This is a genomic window from Lutibacter oricola, from assembly GCF_900106565.1.
Taxonomy (GTDB): domain Bacteria; phylum Bacteroidota; class Bacteroidia; order Flavobacteriales; family Flavobacteriaceae; genus Lutibacter; species Lutibacter oricola.
In genome coordinates this window covers 64547-84415 of the sequence record NZ_FNNJ01000011.1, presented here as the reverse complement: position 1 = coordinate 84415, position 19869 = coordinate 64547, and the positions used below count along the sequence as shown (strand labels likewise).

The 19869-nt window shown below is 31.9% G+C and carries 11 protein-coding genes; 8 read left to right on the top strand and 3 right to left on the bottom strand.

Annotated features, from left to right (window positions below; genetic code table 11):
• Positions 1-42 precede the first annotated feature (42 nt).
• From BLU40_RS15330 to BLU40_RS15295, 8 genes are all read left to right on the top strand, one after another.
• Entirely contained in the window at positions 43-3132 is a 3090-nt protein-coding gene (locus tag BLU40_RS15330) for a SusC/RagA family TonB-linked outer membrane protein (RefSeq protein WP_090125640.1), read from the top strand.
• 17 nt (positions 3133-3149) lie between these two features.
• The gene (locus BLU40_RS15325; RefSeq protein WP_090125637.1) at positions 3150-4697 is read left to right on the top strand and encodes a RagB/SusD family nutrient uptake outer membrane protein; all 1548 of its coding nucleotides are present in this window, start codon (positions 3150-3152) and stop codon (positions 4695-4697) included.
• A gap of 177 nt (positions 4698-4874) precedes the next feature.
• Positions 4875-5879 carry a sugar kinase gene (locus BLU40_RS15320; RefSeq protein ID WP_090125634.1) on the top strand — a complete coding sequence of 335 codons (1005 nt, stop codon included), beginning with the start codon at positions 4875-4877 and terminating at the stop codon, positions 5877-5879.
• A 5-nt stretch (positions 5880-5884) separates the two neighbouring features.
• The gene (locus tag BLU40_RS15315) at positions 5885-6799 is read left to right on the top strand and encodes an alpha/beta hydrolase (RefSeq protein ID WP_090125629.1); all 915 of its coding nucleotides are present in this window, start codon (positions 5885-5887) and stop codon (positions 6797-6799) included.
• 112 nt (positions 6800-6911) lie between these two features.
• Positions 6912-9383, top strand: a complete 2472-nt coding sequence (locus BLU40_RS15310; RefSeq protein ID WP_090125627.1) for a glycoside hydrolase family 2 TIM barrel-domain containing protein — start codon at positions 6912-6914, stop codon at positions 9381-9383.
• A gap of 141 nt (positions 9384-9524) precedes the next feature.
• Positions 9525-12158, top strand: a complete 2634-nt coding sequence (locus tag BLU40_RS15305; protein ID WP_090125625.1) for a T9SS type A sorting domain-containing protein — start codon at positions 9525-9527, stop codon at positions 12156-12158.
• 1 nt (position 12159) lies between these two features.
• A complete protein-coding gene (locus BLU40_RS15300) occupies positions 12160-13503 on the top strand; it encodes a family 43 glycosylhydrolase (protein WP_090125622.1) in 1344 nt (447 codons plus the stop codon).
• A 7-nt stretch (positions 13504-13510) separates the two neighbouring features.
• On the top strand, positions 13511-15025 hold the full coding sequence (locus tag BLU40_RS15295; protein ID WP_090125619.1) for a sulfatase family protein: 1515 nt from the start codon (positions 13511-13513) through the stop codon (positions 15023-15025).
• Between the two features lie 70 nt (positions 15026-15095).
• On the opposite strand, the gene BLU40_RS15290 is transcribed toward BLU40_RS15295, so the two are convergent.
• The 3 genes from BLU40_RS15290 to BLU40_RS15280 form a co-directional block, all read right to left on the bottom strand.
• Positions 15096-16760 (bottom strand): glycoside hydrolase family protein, encoded by a 1665-nt coding sequence (locus tag BLU40_RS15290; protein WP_090125616.1) that lies wholly within the window; start codon positions 16758-16760, stop codon positions 15096-15098.
• Between the two features lie 94 nt (positions 16761-16854).
• Entirely contained in the window at positions 16855-18378 is a 1524-nt protein-coding gene (locus BLU40_RS15285; protein ID WP_245729959.1) for a sulfatase family protein, read from the bottom strand.
• A gap of 34 nt (positions 18379-18412) precedes the next feature.
• Entirely contained in the window at positions 18413-19861 is a 1449-nt protein-coding gene (locus BLU40_RS15280) for a sulfatase-like hydrolase/transferase (protein ID WP_175454810.1), read from the bottom strand.
• Between the last annotated feature and the right edge of the window lie 8 nt (positions 19862-19869).

Below are 19869 nucleotides of genomic sequence, written 5' to 3'. Positions count from 1 at the left end.
AACGTAAAAGAACACAAATTATTAACCAAACTCAATTTAATTATGAAGAAAAAATTTTCAAAATTTTTAAGAAATGTTTCTTTTTTAGGAATATTTCTATCTTTAATGAGCGTTCAGCAGTTCTACGCTCAAAAAACTGTTACCGGTAAGGTTACAGATGAAACAAATCAGGGGATTCCTGGAGTGAATATACTTAAACAAGGTACTTCCTCAGGAGCTTCAACTGATTTTGATGGAAATTACAGTATCAAAGTAAATGATACTGATGTTTTAGTATTCTCTTTTGTAGGATACAAAACTAAAAGTGTTAAAGTTGGTGCTAACACTAAAATAAATGTAAAACTAGAACCAGATGTAGCTTCTCTTGACGAGGTTGTTGTAATTGGTTATGGTACAGCTAAAAAAAGTGATTTAACAGGATCTGTTGGAGTTATATCTTCAAAAGATTTATTGAAAGCTCCAATTACAAAAATTGGTGCAGGTTTACAAGGTAAAATTACAGGGGTAAACATTCAACAAACTACAGGTGCTCCAGGTCAAGGAATGAAAATACGTATTCGTGGTGGTAGTTCTATTAACTACTCTAACAACCCGTTATATGTAATTGATGGTTTTATTGGTGCTGACATTTCAACTATTAACCCTAACGACATTGCTACAATTAACTTTTTAAAAGATGCTTCTGCAACTGCAATTTATGGTTCTAGAGGGGCAAACGGTGTAGTTTTAATTACTACCAATGCTCCAAAATCTGGAAAATTAAAAGTTTCTTTTGAAACTAACTTTGGTTTTAGTAACGTTGTTAATAAATATGATTTGTTAAGCCCTCATGAGCAAGCTGAGTTAATGAATGAACAAAGAGCTTCTTTAGGAGAAAGTCCTTATTTTACTCAAACTCAAATTGATGGTTTTAGACAAAATGGAGGTACAGATTGGCAAGATTTAGTAACTCAAAATGGTTACAAGTACAACCATACTTTAAATGTTTCTGGAGGTAATGATAACCTTAAATATTTCTTTTCTGCTAACCATTTAGATGAAGAAGGAACTATTAAAAACACATTTTACAAAAGAACTTCTTTACGTTCTAACATAGCAGGTAATATTAGTGACCGTATTAGCTTTAAATTCAATACTTATGGAGTTCATACTGACTCTCAAGGTAATGGTGTTGGTACTGCTGGTACTGGTAATGTAATGGGTAACGCTGTTATTTATCCTCAAATGTGGGAATCTCGTGATGCAAACGGTGACTTTATTGATGGAAACACTAATGATAGTTATAATGGGGCTTTTCTTGTAGGTAGATTACCTAACCCAGAAATGGATGTACGTCAAAACCAAGAATCTTTAAGTGACCGTGTATTATCTAACATTGATATAAATGTTGAATTAACAGATAAACTTACAATGGTTTTAGGTGGTTCAGGAAGTTTAACTAACAATTATTCTGGTCAAAGAACTTTAGCTGATTTTATTGACATTACAAGAAGTAATATTACTGCACAACAAAGATATGTTAGAAATAACAGTTGGTTAGTAAACGGTAGACTTACTTATGAAAATGAATTTGGAGATCATAACCTTAAAGCATCTGCTATTTATGAATTTAGCAAGGCTACAGGTCGTAATTTAACAGCTGCTGTAGGAGAACTAAGTACTCTTGCAAACGAATGGTATTACCTAGGAAACGGTCAAGCTACTTCTACAACATCAAATTTTAACTTAGGAAAAATACGTTCTTATATGGCACGTGTAAACTATAGTTATAAAGACAAGTATTTATTAACTGCTTCAATGCGTGCAGATGGTTCATCAAGATTTCAACCAGATTACCGATGGGGTTACTTCCCTTCTGCTGCACTTGCATGGAAAATATCTGAGGAAGACTTCATAAAAAATACTGACTGGATTAGTAATTTAAAACTTAGAGTTGGTTACGGTGCAACAGGTAATACAGCAATAGGATATGGAGATACGCAACCTACATTTGCAGGAGACCCTACAGCAAGAAACTTTGGTTGGTATCCATTAGATAATGGAGTACCTGTACAAGGTGTTGTTCCTAATCAAACTTTAACAAGTGTAGATACAGAATGGGAAACTACAACTTCTTACAATGCAGGTTTAGACTTTGGTATTTTAGATAGTAAATTAACAGGTTCTATTGATGTTTATTCTAAAAAAACAACAGGTGTTATTATTCAACAATCTGTTGCTAGATACACTGGTTTAACAGGTATCCAAGACAATTTTGCTGATATTGATAATAACGGTATTGAAATTGGATTAAACTGGAACATTAAAAGTACAGATGATTTAAACTGGACTGCTTACGGAAACTTCTCTAGAAACAAAAACATTGTTCAAGATTTAGGTGGTGATGTAGATCAAATTTTTGTAGAGTCTGAAGAAGCAATCGGAATTTGGAGTTTAGTAGGTGGTAACAAAAAGTTTGTTGTTCAAAAAGGTGAATCTTTAGGTGCTCTTTATGGATTAAAAGCAATTGGTATATGGCAAGAAAATGAAGCTGCTGAAGCTGCTGCATTTAACTCTGGACCAGGAGAGGTTAGATATGAAGATCTTGATGGTGATGGTGCAATTTCTGCTGCAGATAGACAAATTGTTGGACAAACAGCTCCAGATTTTACTTATGGATTTGGTAGTAGTTTATCTTATAAAAACTGGGATTTCTCTGTACAATGTATTGGTACTGTAGGTAACGATATTTATAACTGGACAGATAATAGATTAAATTATGGTATATTAGATACTGATTACAGAAATAGATGGTCTCCAACAAATACTAGTTCTACGCAACAAGTAATGCCATATGGAACTGACTATTCTTTAACATATGTAGTAAGCCAATATATCGAAAAAGGTTCTTTCTTTAAAGTAAGTAATTTAACTGTTGGTTATAATATGCCACAATCAATTTTAGATGCTTTAAAAATTAGTAACCTTAGACTATACGCTAGTATGGACAATGTACTAACTATTACAGACTATTCAGGTTTAGATCCAGAAGGTTCAAGTACTCCTGCTAATAGTGATTCTCAAGCAGGTGTTGATGCGTTTTCGTATCCTTTAACTAGAACAGTATCTGCAGGTCTTAAATTAACATTTTAATAAAAAACTAATTAAAAATGAAAAAATTTATATCAATAAGTAAATTTCTTTTTATAGGTATGCTAGCTATAATGGTTAGCAACTGTGAAGATTTAGATGAAGGATCTGAAGGATTACAATCTTCAGGTACTTTTTACGCTGATGCTAACACTTTAGATGCCGGAGTTATAGGTATTTACGGTACATTGCGTAGAAACAATTGGGGATTAGATAACTACTCACATTATTGTGGTGCAGATGATTTAACTTCAAGATTAGGAAGTAACAAATGGGTTGTATTAGAATCTGATCAGTTTGCAAGAACAGCAGGTAACTCTTGGTCTACAAACGACTGGAATGGAAATTACAGCACTATATATGCAGCTAATTCATTTATACAAAATGCACATCCAGAAGGTGTTGATGAAGCTGTAATAAACGCTGCACAAGCAAACGCTTACTTTATAAGAGGTTTATGCTATTTTAGATTAGCAACTACTTTTGGAGATATTCCTATGCCACTTAGTCCAAGTCCAGATTTTGAAATGACTTTGACTCCAAAAAGAGAGGTACTAGAACAAGTAATTTCAGATTTTGAATTCGCTATACAATGGAGTGACAACGCAAGAGATACTGATCCTACAGTTAGCAATGGACGAGTAACTAAAACTGCTGCTAAAGCATTTTTAGCTAAAACTTATATGCAATTAACTGGATATCCATACAATGAAACTGACAAATGGGCTAACGTTAAATCTTTAACAAATGAAATTATTGGTGCTGGTGTTTATTCATTAATGGATGACTTTGCAAAAAACTTCCAAGATCCACATCAAGTGAATAAAGAAGTAATTCATGCACACGTTATGTCTAGAGAGTCTTGGCCAATTATTACTCAAAATAGAGTTTATGGGTTTAGATGGGCAAACTGGATGGATGCATATATGGAGTGGACTTATTACAATAATTTCCCTGATGGATACAGAAAAGAGTTTTCTACTAGTGTAGATCCTGAAACAAATCAATTTTTTGTTGAATTTGGAAACCCTATTGTAACTAAGTATACGTATGCTACAGGTGCACCTAATTCAACAGATCCTGTTGGAGAAGTAAAAGAGCATACTTGGCAAACATCTAACGATAGAATTGCAATGCGTTATGCAGAAGTTCTATTAATGTATGCAGAAGCTTGTGCTAATACTGGTGAATCTGCTGAAGCAATAGACAAATTGAATATGGTTAAACGTAGAGCATATGCTAAAGGATCTACTAAGCAAGCTGAAGTTGAAGCTTTAGCTGTAGAATTTTGGAAAACTCCAGATCCTATGGTAGATTATACTTCTACTGAATTAAATACTACAGAAAAATTAGTAGACGCAATTGTAAAAGAGCGTGCATACGAATTTTTAGGTGAAGTTGGTGGAAACAGATGGTTAGATTTAGTTAGATTAGATATGGTTGCAGAAGTAAATGCAAACCGTGACCCTAACGATGTACCACTTATTGGAAACCCAGCAGATAAAGAAACTTGGTGGACTCCAATACCTTCTGGTGACGTAGTATTAAATCCAAACCTAGGTAACTAGTAAATGATTTAAATAACATATAAACTTTTAATAGTTTATTATACAAAAAGGCTGATTTCAATTTCGAAATCAGCCTTTTTATTTTAACAAAAAATTGATTTAGGTAATAATTATGACAATTGTTATTAATTTTATATTTTAAATTTTAAATTTACTGAACATACTTAATTAAACACAATGAGTCAAATAATAACATTTGGAGAAGTATTAATGCGTTTATCTCCTGAAGGAAATAAAAAGTTTATTCAAGCTAGCTTATTAGAATTCTATTTTGGAGGAACCGAAGTAAATGTGGGCATATCAATTGCTAATTTTGGTGGTGAAGTAAAGCACATATCTTGCATATCCGAAGATTTTGTTGGTGATACAGCTATATCCTATCTTAGAAAATTTGGCGTAGATACTTCGGCCATTGTACGTTCAAAAAGACCTTTAGGTGTGTATTTTTTAGAAGTTGGAGCCGTTATGCGTCCAAGTTCTATTTCTTATAACAGGTCTCATTCTTCTTTTTCTGAAATTAAACCTTCAATGGTCGATTGGAATATCTCTTTAGATGGTGCTAAATGGTTCCATTGGACTGGTATTACTCCTGCCCTATGCCAAGGTGGTTACGAAACACTAAAAGAAGGATTAATTTTGGCTCGTAAAAAAGGTATGGAAGTATCAGCCGATCCAACTTATAGAAGTGGTTTGTGGCAATATGGAGGTAATCCTAAAGAAATTTTAGCTGATTTATTAAATTACTCAACTATTTTTATTGGTGGTGTTAATGAAATTAATGAAGTATTAGGTACTAATTTTACATATTCTGAAGAAGATTTTATTGAAGCCAGTAAACTATTAATGAAAGAATTCCCATCAATAACCAAAGTTTTCGATAAAATTAGAACTGCAGTTAATGCTTCTTGGCATAAAATTAGATCGAGAATGTGGAACGGAGTTGAATTTAGAGAAACTGAAGATTTGGATATTACACATATTGTAGATAGAATTGGAACTGGAGATGCTTACGCTGCGGGATTAATTTATGGCTTACAGCATTTTGACGATTATAAATCTATGCAGTTTGCGGCTGCCGCAAGCGCCCTAAAACACACTTATGAAGGTGATGTAAACTTTTCTAATGTAAACGAGGTAATGAACATACTTGAAGGAAATACTTCTGGTAGATTTAACAGATAATACCAATGACAAAATACTTTATTTTAGTTGCTACAATGTGCTTTACTCTTGTTGGAAATGCACAAAACAAAACGATTCCTCTTTGGAAAAAAAACATTCCAGACCAAAAAAAATCTTCAGAAAAAGAAATAATTGAAGAAACCAATATTATAAGAATTTCAAATGTTCAAAAACCAACAATTGATATTTACTTGGCTTCTAAAAAATTAAACACTAAAAAATCAGTATTAATCTGTCCTGGTGGCGGTTATGGAATTTTAGCTTGGAATCATGAAGGTACAAATTTTGCCAAATGGTTTGCTTCAAAAGGAATTAATGCATTTGTTTTAAAATATAGATTACCAGGTTCAAAATCGCTTACAAAACCTCATTTAGCACCATTACAAGATGCTCAAAGAGCAATTAGAATTATTAGAAAAAACGCTAAAAAATGGAAACTAGATGAGAATCAAATAGGTGTTATGGGATTTTCGGCTGGAGGACATTTAGCTTCAACTCTTGGTACTCATTACAATTTTGAAGCCTATAAAAAGCAAGATAAAATTGATAAACTAAGTGCTAAACCCAATTTTATGGGTTTAATATATCCTGTAATTTCAATGCAAGATGGTGTAACTCATAAAGGTTCAAAAAAGAATTTATTAGGAAAAACTCCATCCAAAAAAATGGTTGATTTGTTCTCAAATGAATTACAAATTACCGAAGAAACCTCACCAACATTCTTAGTGCATTCAACAAACGACAAAGCCGTTCCTGTAAAAAACACCATGTTATTTTTTGAAGCACTTCTGCAAAAAAATATTAAAACCGAAATGCATATTTATCCGCTTGGTGGGCACGGATATGCCTTTGCAAAAGATATGAAGCAGTTAGAGCAATGGCCTGAGTTATTCTACAATTGGCTTATGAATCTGGAATAAACACATTCGTTCTACATTCAGAAACATTTGTACATTCACTTACTTGCTAGTTGATATATTTTTGTAGTGTTCTAAAAAATGAACTTTTCAAAACTCAAAAAAACCAAGTAAAATGAATCGATTGTCCAACGTATCAACAAGTATTAGCTTATTAATAATTTCTTTCTTCTTAACTATTTCTTGTTCAAAAAAAGAGAATGAAATTCAAACTGCCAATATTAATTTTAATAAAAATTGGCAATTTACAAAGGGTGAAATTTCTGAATCTATTCAACCAAATTTTGATGATTCTAAATGGGAAACTATCAATGTTCCTCACGACTGGAGTATAAAAGGTCCTTTTTCAAAAGAGAATCCTTCATTTTCACGTGGTGGTTGGTTACCTACAGGAAAATGTACGTATAGAAAAACATTTACAGTACCTGCAAACGAAAAAGAAAACAAAGTTTTTGTTTATTTCGATGGTGCTTATAGAAATTCTATAGTTTATATAAACGGGCAAAAAGTTGGGTACAGACCTTTAGGTTATATTGGCTTTGAATATGATTTAACTGAACACATTAACTTTGATAAAGAAAATGTATTAACAGTAACTTTAGATAATTCAGAACAACCTGGTTCTCGTTGGTATACAGGAACAGGAATTTATAGAGATGTTACTTTAAAAATTAGAAATAAAACCTACATACCTAATTGGAGTTTATATGTTACAACTCCTAAAATTTCAAAAGAAAGCGCTACAATAAATGCGGCCTTCAATATTAAAACAGAATTTGATAAAGCCAGTAAAATAATTGCGAAAACAATTGTTTTAAAAGATGATTCTGAAATTGCTTCAAAAGAAAATACTGTTGAAATTTCAGCAACTAAGATTGAAAATTTAAATGTTTCAATTGATATACCAAATCCAAAATTATGGGCGCCAGAAACTCCAGAATTGTATACTGTAAAAGTTCAATTATTTAATAATGGTGAGTTAATTGGTGAAGAATCAACTAGAACAGGTATTAGAGAATTAGGTTATAGCAAAGACACTGGATTTTCAATAAACGGAGTTCAAACAAAATTAAAAGGTGTTTGTTTACATCACGCAGGTGGTCCAATTGGAGCTGCTATTTACAAAAGAACAATTCAACGTCAGCTAGAAATTTTACGCGAAATGGGTTGTAATGCCGTTCGTACTTCACATAATCCTTTTTCTACTGAATTTTTAGAAACTTGCGATGAAATGGGATTCTTAGTTATGAACGAAGTTTTTGATGAATGGGAAATAGTTAAAAACCCAACTACAGTACAAGAAGGAAAAAAAATTCGTATTCCGGTTAAATATTATGCCGATAAATTTAAAGAATGGGCTGATACTGATTTAACTGATTTTGTATTAAGAGATAGAAACCATCCATCGGTTGTAATGTGGAGTATTGGAAACGAAATTGACCAAATGAAAACCGATGAAGGAATTCCAATTGCAAATAGATTAATTGATATTATTCATAAACTTGATGACAGACCAGTAACAAACGGATTAATTGGTTACGGTTGGGATGCTTGGCCTAGTGAAGGAGCGGCACAAACTAGCGATATTAGAGGTTATAACTATATTAAAGAAAATGGCTTAGATCGAGAAGATAAAATTGCACCTAATTCAATGGGAGTGGTTACTGAATGTGCTTCAGCGCAATCATTCTACCCACGTAGCATTTATTTATATGGAAAAGAAAAAGAAGCTTGGTGGAATAAACTTGGTTATACTAGTACAGAAGCATATGAATGGGTTGAAAAACGCGAGTTAATTGGATATAGAGGTGTTCAAGCTTGGAAAGACATTAAAAATAGAGACGACATAATGGGACAATTTATTTGGACAGGTTGGGATTATTTAGGTGAAGTTATTCCTTTTGGATGGCCAGCACGATCATCGTCCTTTGCTCCTATTGATTTATGTGGTTTTCCAAAAGATGGATATTATTTTTATCAATCTCAATGGTCTAATAAACCAATGGTTCATATTTTCCCACATTGGAATTTAGAAGGTATGGAAGGAAAAGAAGTTACTGTTTTTGCTTACACAAATGGTGATGAAGTAGAATTATTTCAAGATGGAAAATCTTTAGGGAAACAAAAAAATAACCTAAATGATGTTGAATATCAAGAATGGAAAGTAATTTACAAACCAGGTTCTTTAAAAGCTGTTTCCTATAAAAATGGAAAAGAAATTGCAACTAAACAAGTAAACACAGCTGGTAAAGCTGCAAAAATTGAATTATTTGTTAGAAGAACGAACTTAAAAGCAGATGGTGAAGATTTAAGTTATGTTGAATGTACAATACTTGACAAAGATGGAAATGTAGTGCCAAAAGCAGATAATTTAATCAATTTTGAAGTTATTGGTGAAGCTAATTTAATAGCTGTTGGAAATGGAGATAATATGAATTTAGATTCTTTTCAAGCATCAAACAGAAAAGCATTTAATGGGAAAGCACTAGCTGTAATTCAAACTACTGAAAACGCTGGAAATATTGAATTTAAAGCTTCTGCTAAAGGTTTAGAAACTGCAACAATATCTCTAAAATCTAAACGATAAAATATAAGAGTTTTTGCGTCCTTAATTAAATTAATCAATACTTCTATTAAATAATCTAATTGTTATTATTAGTTATGTTTAATATAGGCAAATTGCATTATTTAAATTTAATAAGTTTTCAATAACTTAAAAAAATTACAAATGACTAAAAAGCTACTTTACATATTTTTAATAATTTCAATTTATCACTTTTCAACTTTTGCCCAAGACATTGTAGATATTAACTTAAATGTTAAACATTCAGTTGGTGGAGTTTCTGAATTAGATAGGTCGAAATATTTAATGCTACACGCAGGTGTAGATGACAACGAATGGCCAAATGAAGAGTTTAAAAGAGAATTTTTAGAAGACTTTGACACTTACCTAGGTAGAAACAATGGGTCCTTACCTTGGAATTTAACAATTTGTGAAGAAGATCCTAGTAAACCAGGTTGGCCGAGTGTAAGTTATTTACAAACTAAAGGAGCACAAGAAGTTAACAAATACAAAAACAATACAAGTGAACACAAATACGAAAACAGAATAAGTCGCTATATGATGGGTGGTCAGGAAGGAATGTACCCAAATGGCTCGCATGAAATTGGTCCAAACGGCGCTAAATGGACAATGATAAAAGACGACTACAAACCTATAGCTGAGTTTTATGCTAATTATTTCAAATACTTTTTTGGTACAGGCGGTATAAATGGGCAACCATTACCTACTTATATCGAGGTTATGAACGAGCCTTTTGTAAAAGCAAACAGCTTAGGTACAACAAGAACTAATTTATCTCAAATGCATAAAGTTGTTGCACAACGCATAAAAGAATTAAATCCAAATGCAAAAGTTGGTGGTTATAGTGCAGCACATCCTGCATATGAGGCTTCAAATTTTCAACACTGGGAAAAAAACTGGAAAACTTTTATTGATATTGCTGGAGAAGAAATGGACTTTTTCTCATTGCATTTATATGATAATGTACAAAAAAATGATGAAGGCCAATATAGAGCAGGTAGTAATGTAGAAGCTATTTTAGACATGGTTGAGCATTATGAATATTTAAAATTAGGAGAAGTTAAACCTTTTTGTATCTCAGAATATGGATGCTTAAACACCGAAGGAGAGTTATATACTAAAGAAAGAGATTGGCACAACTTACGTTCTTTTTCAACTATGATGATGCAACTTTTAGAAAGACCAGATGTTATTGATCAAGCATTACCGTTTATAATTTTAAAAGCAAATTGGTGGAAACCTTCAGGTAGTCAAGATCCTAATGCAAAATATGCGCATAGATTGTTTCGTCAAAAAAAAGAATTAGAAGGTGAAACTGGAGACGAATGGGTTTATACTGAAATTGTAAAATTTTATCAGCTTTGGAAAAATGTAAACGGAACAAGAGTTGACACAAAATCTAGTAATTTAGATACTCAAATAGACACGTATGTTAATGGTAATAAAGCTTATGTTATAATTAACAATATGCATCACGAAGCTAGAACTGTAGATTTAAGTTTAAAAGGCTTTGGAAGTGCAAAAATTCAAAATATTGTAAAAAAACATTTACATGCTGAAAATAGCGGAATACCCGCCTTAGATGAAGAAACATTTACTTCAAACATTACTAAAGTTAACATTGGTCGTGAAGCTACTATAATATTAGAATTCACTTTTGATAAAGAAATTACTATTTCAGATACTTCTAATGAAACTAAATATTTTGCTGATACTTATTATAAGCCAATTACAGCCAATCAGGCAATAAATTTCAATATTAACAATGTTGCCTTAGACACAAAAGGTGAAGCAATTTTACGTTTAGGAATTGGTAGAGACCACGGAAAATCTTTAAAACCAACCTTAAAAATTAATGGAACTACTGTTGAAGTACCTACTAATTGGAGAGGTAACGATCAAAGTGGTCGTGATCGCTTTTTTGGGGTTCTAGAAATTCCTGTTCCATATAACATACTACAAGCAAACAATACTGTTTCTGTTACTTTTAGCGATACAAATGGACATATTAGTAGCTTAACATTGCAAGTTTTTAACTTTAGTAAAGAAATTATTAGGAGCGAAGAAAAAATAGCTTCAAATAACTTTACCATTAAAACTACAAGCGAAACTTGTGATAATAAAAACAATGGAAAAATAGAAATCACCGCTTTAGAATCTTTTGATTATGTAGCAATTATTACTGAAACTAGTTCTACAAAAAACTTTACAGAAACTACTTCTTTTGAAAACCTTGCCGTTGGAACTTATGAACTTTGTATTACAATTCCAAGTAAACCAACTTACAAACAATGTTTCTCAATAAACATTAAAGAAGTTGAAACTTTAGGAGTTTCTTCAAAAGTAAATAGCTCGGCAAAAACTGCTACTTACAACTTAAAAGGTGGTACAAACTACACTATATTATTAAACAACAAAACGTATAAAACATCGAATTCTACTATTGAATTACCTTTAATTAATGGTTTAAATTCTGTTGAAATTAAAGCCGATAAAGAATGTCAAGGTGTTTACAAAAACAGTTTATTTATAGGTAGTGAAATAATAGCATATCCTAATCCGTTTAAAAACAACTTTACAATAGATTTAGGTATTGACACTAGTAAAACTGCAAGTATAGCTGTATACTCTAGTATTGGAAATTTAGTGTATTCTAAAAAATATACGGTAAACAACGGTAAAATAAATTTAGATTTAAACTCTTTAAATTCTAACGTTTATATGCTAGAAGTAAAAACTGAAAAATCTTCAAAAAAAATAAAAATAATTAAACAATAAAATGAAAAAAACATCACTATTAATCTTGTTTTTAGCAGCAATTCAATTTTGTTTTGCTCAAAACCCATTAGTAACACATATGTTTACAGCCGATCCTACGGCACGTGTTTTTGATGGTAAATTATATGTCTATCCATCAAGTGATACGTATCCTCCAGCTGGAAGAGAAAAAGAATTCCCACGTTTTTGTATGCCTGGTTATCACGCTTTTTCTTTAGAAAACGGATCAACTTGGAAAGATCACGGATGGATTTTAAAAGAGAATGATGTGCCTTGGGGAGACAAGGACACTTATGCAATGTGGGCTCCAGATTGTATTAAAAAAGGTGATACTTATTACTACTATTACCCAGCAAAACCAAAAGATGGCACTTCTTTTAGAAGAATTGGTGTAGGAACATCAAAAAATCCAACAGGACCTTTTAAGTGGGAAAAAAGTTATATAAAAGGTATAAGTGGAATTGACCCAGGCTTATTTGTTGATGATAACGACAAAGGTTACTTATATTTTGGTGGTGGAAAAGAGTTGTTTGTAGCTCCACTAAAAGATAATATGAAAGAAATTAGTGCAGAACCTATAAAAGTTGAAGGTTTACCTGCTGGTTACAAAGAAGGTTCTTTCGCCTTTAAAAAAGATGGTATTTACTACTTTACATTTGCACACGTTTTTCCAGATGAAGGTTATACTATTGGCTATGCAACAGCTAAAAATCCTCTAGGGCCTTTTACGTATCAAGGAAAAATTATGGACAATATTGGTAACGGAACCAACCATCATTCCATAGTAAAATATAATGATCAGTGGATCTTATTCTACCACTGGTGGGATATTAGTGGTTATAATAAATTACGTTCTATGCGTGCCGATTACATCACTTTCAAAAAAGATGGAACCATAAAAAAAGTAACTCCAACAATAAGAGGTATTGGAATACCAAAAATTGGAGATACTATTCAAATTGATAGATACAATGAAATTTCAAAAGCAAACATTGCTTTTGTAGGTGGAGAAAACGAACCAAACGGTTGGATGGTTTGTGATACTAAAATGATGGGATTTGTAAAATTCAATAAAGTTGATTTTGGAAATGGTGAGGCAACAAAAATTGAAGCTCGTGTAGCTAGTGGACAACGTACTGGAAGTTTTGAAATTCGTTTAGGAAACCCAAAAGGAAAACTTATTGCAACTTTCCCAATTGAATATACTGGAGGTTGGAGCTCTTGGAAAACTATTGAAGCTGATATTACTGAAAAAGTAACAGGAATTAAAAATATTGTAGTTGTTTTTAAATCTGATTGGGGTTCTGAAAAAGCTGTAAATTTGAATTGGTTAAAATTAAAATAATTTAAAAATGAAAAATATATTTAAAATATTATTACTGCTAGTAATTCCATTTATAGGGTTTTCTCAAAACAAACCGAATGTAATTGTAATTTTAGCTGATGATATAGGTACTGGAGATATTTCGCATTATAGAAAAATGCATTCGGATAATATTATTGTTGAAACTCCAACTATTGACAAGTTAGCAAAAGAAGGAACTATTTTTACAGACGCGCATTCACCTGCTGCTTTGTGTGCTCCTACTCGATATGCTATAATGACTGGAAACCACTGTTATAGAAGCTACGCTCCTTCTGGAGTTTGGGGTTGTTTTGAACGCTCGCCTATTGAACCAAACCAATTAACATTAGGTAAATTAATGAAACAAGCTGGTTATAAAACATCGTTTTTTGGTAAATGGGGCTATGGAATGGATTTCAAAAGAAAAAGTACTAACAAACTTTATAGAAACCCAAGAGTTGAACATGAAACTGATGTAGATATTACAAAAGTTATTGATAGAGGTCCTGTTCAAAATGGATTTGACTATAGTTATATGTATCCTGCCGGAATTCAGGCGGAACCATATGCTGCTTATGAAAATGGTGTTATGGACCCAATAAAAGAGGATTCAGAAATAATGCTAATTACTCAAAAATATGCTGACAAGCTTGGATTTAAACTTGATAAAAAAGAAGGTTTAGGAGATAGTAACTGGAATCCTTTTAATGCCGGAACTTTACTAATTAATAAAGCTGTTAATTTTATTGAAGAAAGTAGTAAAACCAAAGAACCTTTCTTTATGTATTATTGTTCTCAAGCTGTACATAAACCGCATACACCTTCAAAAAAATTGAATGGCACCAAAATAGCTGGCACAACTCCTTCTAGTCATTTAGATATGGTGAAGGAATTGGATGTACAACTAGAAATGATGGTTAAAACATTAAAAAAAGAAGGTGTTTATAACAATACATTAATCATTTTTACTTCAGATAATGGTGGTTTGTTAATTAAAAAAACAATGCAAGCTAAACATAAATCAAGTGATATTTATAGAGGTGGAAAAAATCAAATGTATGAAGGTGGAACAAGAGTGCCTTTTATTGCTTGGTGGCCTGGAAAGGTTAAAGCAAATACAGTTTCAGAAGAACCAATTATTGGAATTGATATTATGGCAACTTTAGCTAGTTTAACCAATCAAAAAATTGAAGGTAATAATGCAATGGATTCTTCAAACCTATTGCCTATTTTGTTAGGTGAAAAGAAAATTCAACCTCATCCATTTTTAATAACACAAAGTGGTACTGGTAAACAAGGTATGATAACAGAAGATGGTTGGAAACTAATTATTCAGTTTGATAAAAAGGATAAAACATTTAAAAAGAGAACTCCTTTTGCTTTATTTAATTTGAATGATAATATTTCAGAAAACGAAAGTAAAAACCTTATTAACAATCCAAAATACCAAACTAAGGTAAAAGAGCTTTTTGAAAAATATAACAAAACAAGAGATAGCAAAGTTAAAACCGGTAAAAGTTAACTGCACTTTGTTAACCTATAAAAAAAGCCTCTCAAATTTTGAGAGGCTTTTTTTATTACTCATATATCTACTATCTAACAATAACCTTACCTTCTAAGGTTGATGTTTTTTGACCTTTTTGACTTATAATTACTCTCGTATTGGCAACTTCGCCAATTTCAGCAAACTTTTTAGCATGCATTTGTATAATTGTTTTTTCAAAAGGTTTTAAAACTGTTATTACACCTTTTGCAAGACTTTGCCATTTCCCTTCTTTTTTATATTGAATTTCTACAGGAGTTTTAATAGAATTTACTTGACCAAAATTTTGAACTTCAAGGCTAACTTTTAAATTACGACCGTTTAACTCTAAAACGGGATATTTACTAGACAATGCTTGCTCTAAATAATTTATCTCAGGCAATTGTGCAAAGCCAAATAACAACTTTCCTTTTCTGGTTTTACCCAATAATTTTCCGGCAAAATTATCTTCAGTTAAGCCATTACCTTTTCCTTCAAAAGTTAAAATTAAATCATTCCCAGCTTTTTCTTTTTTAATAACTTTACTTCCACCTCCAAAATTAACTGTTTCTGAAGCTCCAAAACGTAACGATTTAAAATTTATATGCTTATGTGGATTAAAACCTTTTTCTGCTTGTACTTTTAAACGAATTTCTTGCGTATTTGCGGTTAATTTTTCAGTATTCAAAACAGTAATTAACTTTCCAATGGTTAAAGGAATTCCAATGTTTTTTGAACTGTGGTTATCACTTCCCCTATCTTGTTTTTTTATAGTGTCTGCAACTGCAAAATTAGCTTGTATTGCACGACCATATTTATCTTGAAACATTTTAATACGTTCAAACTTATACCAATCTTCTAATGTTTTATCTTCATACTTAACAATGCCTGGTAAATACGCCTCACCCGCATCTAATTTCCAATGAATTCCATCTTTTGAACGTAAATAATAAGCTATTCTACCCAGCCAATCGTTCACAATCATATGGTATTGAATGTTGGTTCTCCAAATTACTGGATCTTCATATCTACCATCATATGGTGGATAATTACTTTTATCGGTAACCATATAAAATGGCGGTAAGCCGCTTTCACTAAAAAACACTTCTCCTCCACGGCTTACCATTAAATACGATCCATCTTCACGTTGGGCAAATGTGTTGTTTGTAAGATGATCTAGAATTGGCTTTTCTCGTTGGTCATATTCAAATTTTGAATACTCCCAAGGCCCATTTAAACTTTTTGACAAATAATAACCTCCATTTACAGAAATTACATAACGGCCATCTTTAATTTTATAAATCTCCGGATTATGTCCTTTCCCAATGGTTTCTACATATTTAAAAGGTCCTAATAGATTATTACCTATTACGTGAGCTACTTCAGATTGTGGCCAAGCCATATGTCCTTTTTCTGAATCTTCTCTCCAACGACAAATATACTGATGGTATTTTCCTTCTTCATCTTGAATTATATTTCCTCCCCAATAAGACCAATCTTTTTCTTCAATTCCATTATCTACATATCTAGGAACTACTTGTTTAGCGCCCCAAGTATCTGATTTTTTTTCTCCAATAACTGGAATTGGTAAAAAACGATCTATAAATCTACTTCCTTCAACTAAACCATTCCATTCTTTTGGTCTAGCTCTTTTAACATCTTGAGCGTAAGTTTCACTTACAAAAAGGCAAATAACTAGTATGATTACCCTTGAAAATTGCTGTTTTTTTATCATTATAATATATATATGTTAAACGTTTTTTTTTAATATTTATTTAGAATGAAGATTATGTTTTCTACTACTAACATAAACTTTTAAGACATTTGAATTATTTCAAATAACCTCTATCTAATTCCTTTTTCAACATTAATTCCATTTCTGAAATAACTTTAGGATATTGATTATACAAATTTGTTCTTTGTTCTGGATCTTTATCTAAATCAAATAACAAACCTTTAGTTTTAAAATCTTTATATCCTCTTAATTTTTTATAATAATCTGGCATTTTAGAAACATTTCCTGTAGATTGATTAATGTATAACCATTTGCCATTTCTAACTGCAAATCCTTTTCTATTCGTATTATGAATTGTTGAAGTTCGTAAATGTTCTCCTTCTGATTTACCAGTAAGAATTGACAAGAAACTCTGACTGTCCATTGCGGCTTTTTCAGAAGTTTTTATGTTAGTAATATCTAATATAGTTGCCATAATATCAACTTGAGATATTAATTTATCTGAAACCGTTCCTGGCTTTATATTATTTGGCCATTTTACAATAAAAGGTATATGATGTCCGCCTTCCCAAATATCTCTCTTTAATCCTCTAAAATCTCCCATACTATAATGATCAAATTTTTGGGCTCTTTCAAAAGCAAATTGTTCAGGACCATTATCTGAACTAAAAATAACAATGGTATTTTCATCTAAACCTTTATCTTTTAAAGCTTTTAGTACTTGCCCTGCAACCCAATCTGTTTGAAACATAAAATCACCATAAGCACCAGCCTCTGATTTACCATCAAATTCATCATTTGGAATAATAGGTGCGTGAGGAGAAGGCAACGCTAAGTAAAGAAAAAATGGCTCATCTTCCTTTTGATTATGAATCCAAGAAACTGTTTTTTTAGTTAGTGTAGGCAATACCGTATACGGATCCCAACCTGCAACTTTTGGTCCTGGACGAGAATCCCAGTCAATTTCTTTAGCTTCTCGTTCAAACTGATTAAATTCAAAAAAATCATTTGGAGCTTCAACAAACTTATCATTTTCAACCCAAGCATATGGTGGAAAATTAATTGTTCCATCTCCAAAATAATAATCAAAACCTCTATCTAAAGGTCCACCAGTTAAAGGCGCTTCCCAATCAATATCTTCAACCAAATATGTTTTGTGAGTTCTGCCCCAATAGGTTCTTTCTCCAGAAGGTTTTTTATTTATGAAATTCCAATTCCAACCTAAATGCCATTTACCAATTGCAGCTGTTTTATATCCAACTTGCTTTAATGTTTGTGGCAATGTAATATCAGAATCTTTAAACATTGGTGGCCCAAAAGAAGTTACAATATTATGAGTTCTTCGCCAATGATATTGACCTGTTAACAAAGCAAACCTACTTGGAGAACAAATTCCAGAAGAGCTATGTGCATCTGTAAAACGAATACCTTCGGAAGCTAATTGATCTAAATTAGGAGTAGGAATTTTTGAATTTGGATTTTGACAATTTAAATCTCCGTAACCCATATCATCAGCATAAATAATAACAATATTGGGTTGTTGTTTTTTATCTTTTACAATACTCTTTTGTCCACAACTAAATAAACAAAATAGGATTACTAAACTAAAAATTTTCATCTTCATTTTTTTCTATTATTTTATATTTTATTACTTATTTTGAAAGCTGATTCTCAACTTTTTTCCACCAAGTTTCATAATGCTCACTCATTTCTTTAACAATATCTTGATTTTTATTTACAATATTTTTAGATTGATAAGGGTCAGATTCTAAATCGAATAACTCCCACTGACCTGGCTCGGTCATTCGATGATGCTCTTTGTTTGATGTGTAAAGCATTGGACGACCATCTTCACGCTCCCAAATCATTCTACAAGTTTTACAATTTGAATCGCGGCACGGTTCTATACGCACCAGCGTATATTGCTTCCATCTTACACAAGCATTCGCATATTTATGAGCGCTCCATGTAGCTGGATCTTTCCATCTACCAACATGATGAACTTGCATTCTATCATCATTCAGTTTATTAGTTTTTCCTTCTAGTAATTTTTTAAGACTATTTCCTTCTAATTGTTTTTTTGTTTTATTTGGAATTTTAAGGTTACAAAATTCTGCCAATGTTGGCAAAATATCTACGTGACCAGCCATTTCTGAAGTTTCTTTAGGATTAAAATTTTTGCCAAGTTTCCAAAAAGAAAATGTACGAATTCCACCTGACCAAACAGTTGCTTTTACACCTCGCCTACCATCATTAAAAGTATCTACACCAAATGTTCCTCCGTTATCTCCCAAAACAACTATAAGTGTATTTTCTTCTAAACCTGCTGTCTTCACTTTATCCATTAACCTACCCAAATTTTCATCTACATTAGTAATCATTCCATTAAACTCTGGTTTATACCTAACAGCATCCATCTGATTTGTGTATTTATTATATGGTTCGGTATACTTATCTGGAACCACGCAAGGTGAATGCGGTGTATATGTAGCCAAATAACAGAAAAAAGGTTGCTCTTTATTGTCTTCAATAAAATTCATCGCTTCATCAAAAATGATGTCTGTACGATAACCTTCTGTTTTAATTTCAACTTGACTCTTTAACAATTTAGGATTGTAATGAGTATTTTGCATATCGCCTGGCACCACTAAGGTTTGATTAAATCCTCTTGCCCAAGGTCCATATTCCTCTGATTGTCCTAAATGCCATTTTCCAAAAAGTCCTGTTTCATAACCTTTTGTTTTAAATAAATTGGCAATAGTGGTACTTTCAAGACTCATATTACGCATTGGTTTAATGGTATGCGTTACAGAAGAAAGAAATTCATGTTTTCCTGTTAATAAAGCACACCTACTTGGCGCACAAGTTGGACTCACAGCAAAATTAGAAAAGCTTATACTCTGGTTGTGAAACAAATCAAAATTTGGTGTTTTTACAATTGGATTACCGTAAACAGACAAGTCTCCATAACCCATATCATCAATTAACACTACAATTACATTTAGAGGCTTTTTATCTGCTGAAGTATTTGTACAAGCTGCTACCAATACAGAACTGCTTAACACTACCAAACATAAAAATAAACCTAGTGTTTTTCTCATATTGTTTT

What these genes read in the sequence shown, in the direction of transcription:
- BLU40_RS15330 (WP_090125640.1), top strand. Translation starts at nt 43, where the DNA reads ATGAAGAAAAAATTTTCAAAATTTTTAAGAAATGTTTCTTTTTTAGGA.
- BLU40_RS15325 (WP_090125637.1), top strand. Translation starts at nt 3,150, where the DNA reads ATGAAAAAATTTATATCAATAAGTAAATTTCTTTTTATAGGTATGCTA.
- BLU40_RS15320 (WP_090125634.1), top strand. Translation starts at nt 4,875, where the DNA reads ATGAGTCAAATAATAACATTTGGAGAAGTATTAATGCGTTTATCTCCT.
- BLU40_RS15315 (WP_090125629.1), top strand. Translation starts at nt 5,885, where the DNA reads ATGACAAAATACTTTATTTTAGTTGCTACAATGTGCTTTACTCTTGTT.
- BLU40_RS15310 (WP_090125627.1), top strand. Translation starts at nt 6,912, where the DNA reads ATGAATCGATTGTCCAACGTATCAACAAGTATTAGCTTATTAATAATT.
- BLU40_RS15305 (WP_090125625.1), top strand. Translation starts at nt 9,525, where the DNA reads ATGACTAAAAAGCTACTTTACATATTTTTAATAATTTCAATTTATCAC.
- BLU40_RS15300 (WP_090125622.1), top strand. Translation starts at nt 12,160, where the DNA reads ATGAAAAAAACATCACTATTAATCTTGTTTTTAGCAGCAATTCAATTT.
- BLU40_RS15295 (WP_090125619.1), top strand. Translation starts at nt 13,511, where the DNA reads ATGAAAAATATATTTAAAATATTATTACTGCTAGTAATTCCATTTATA.
- BLU40_RS15290 (WP_090125616.1), bottom strand. Translation starts at nt 16,760, where the DNA reads ATGATAAAAAAACAGCAATTTTCAAGGGTAATCATACTAGTTATTTGC.
- BLU40_RS15285 (WP_245729959.1), bottom strand. Translation starts at nt 18,378, where the DNA reads ATGAAAATTTTTAGTTTAGTAATCCTATTTTGTTTATTTAGTTGTGGA.
- BLU40_RS15280 (WP_175454810.1), bottom strand. Translation starts at nt 19,861, where the DNA reads ATGAGAAAAACACTAGGTTTATTTTTATGTTTGGTAGTGTTAAGCAGT.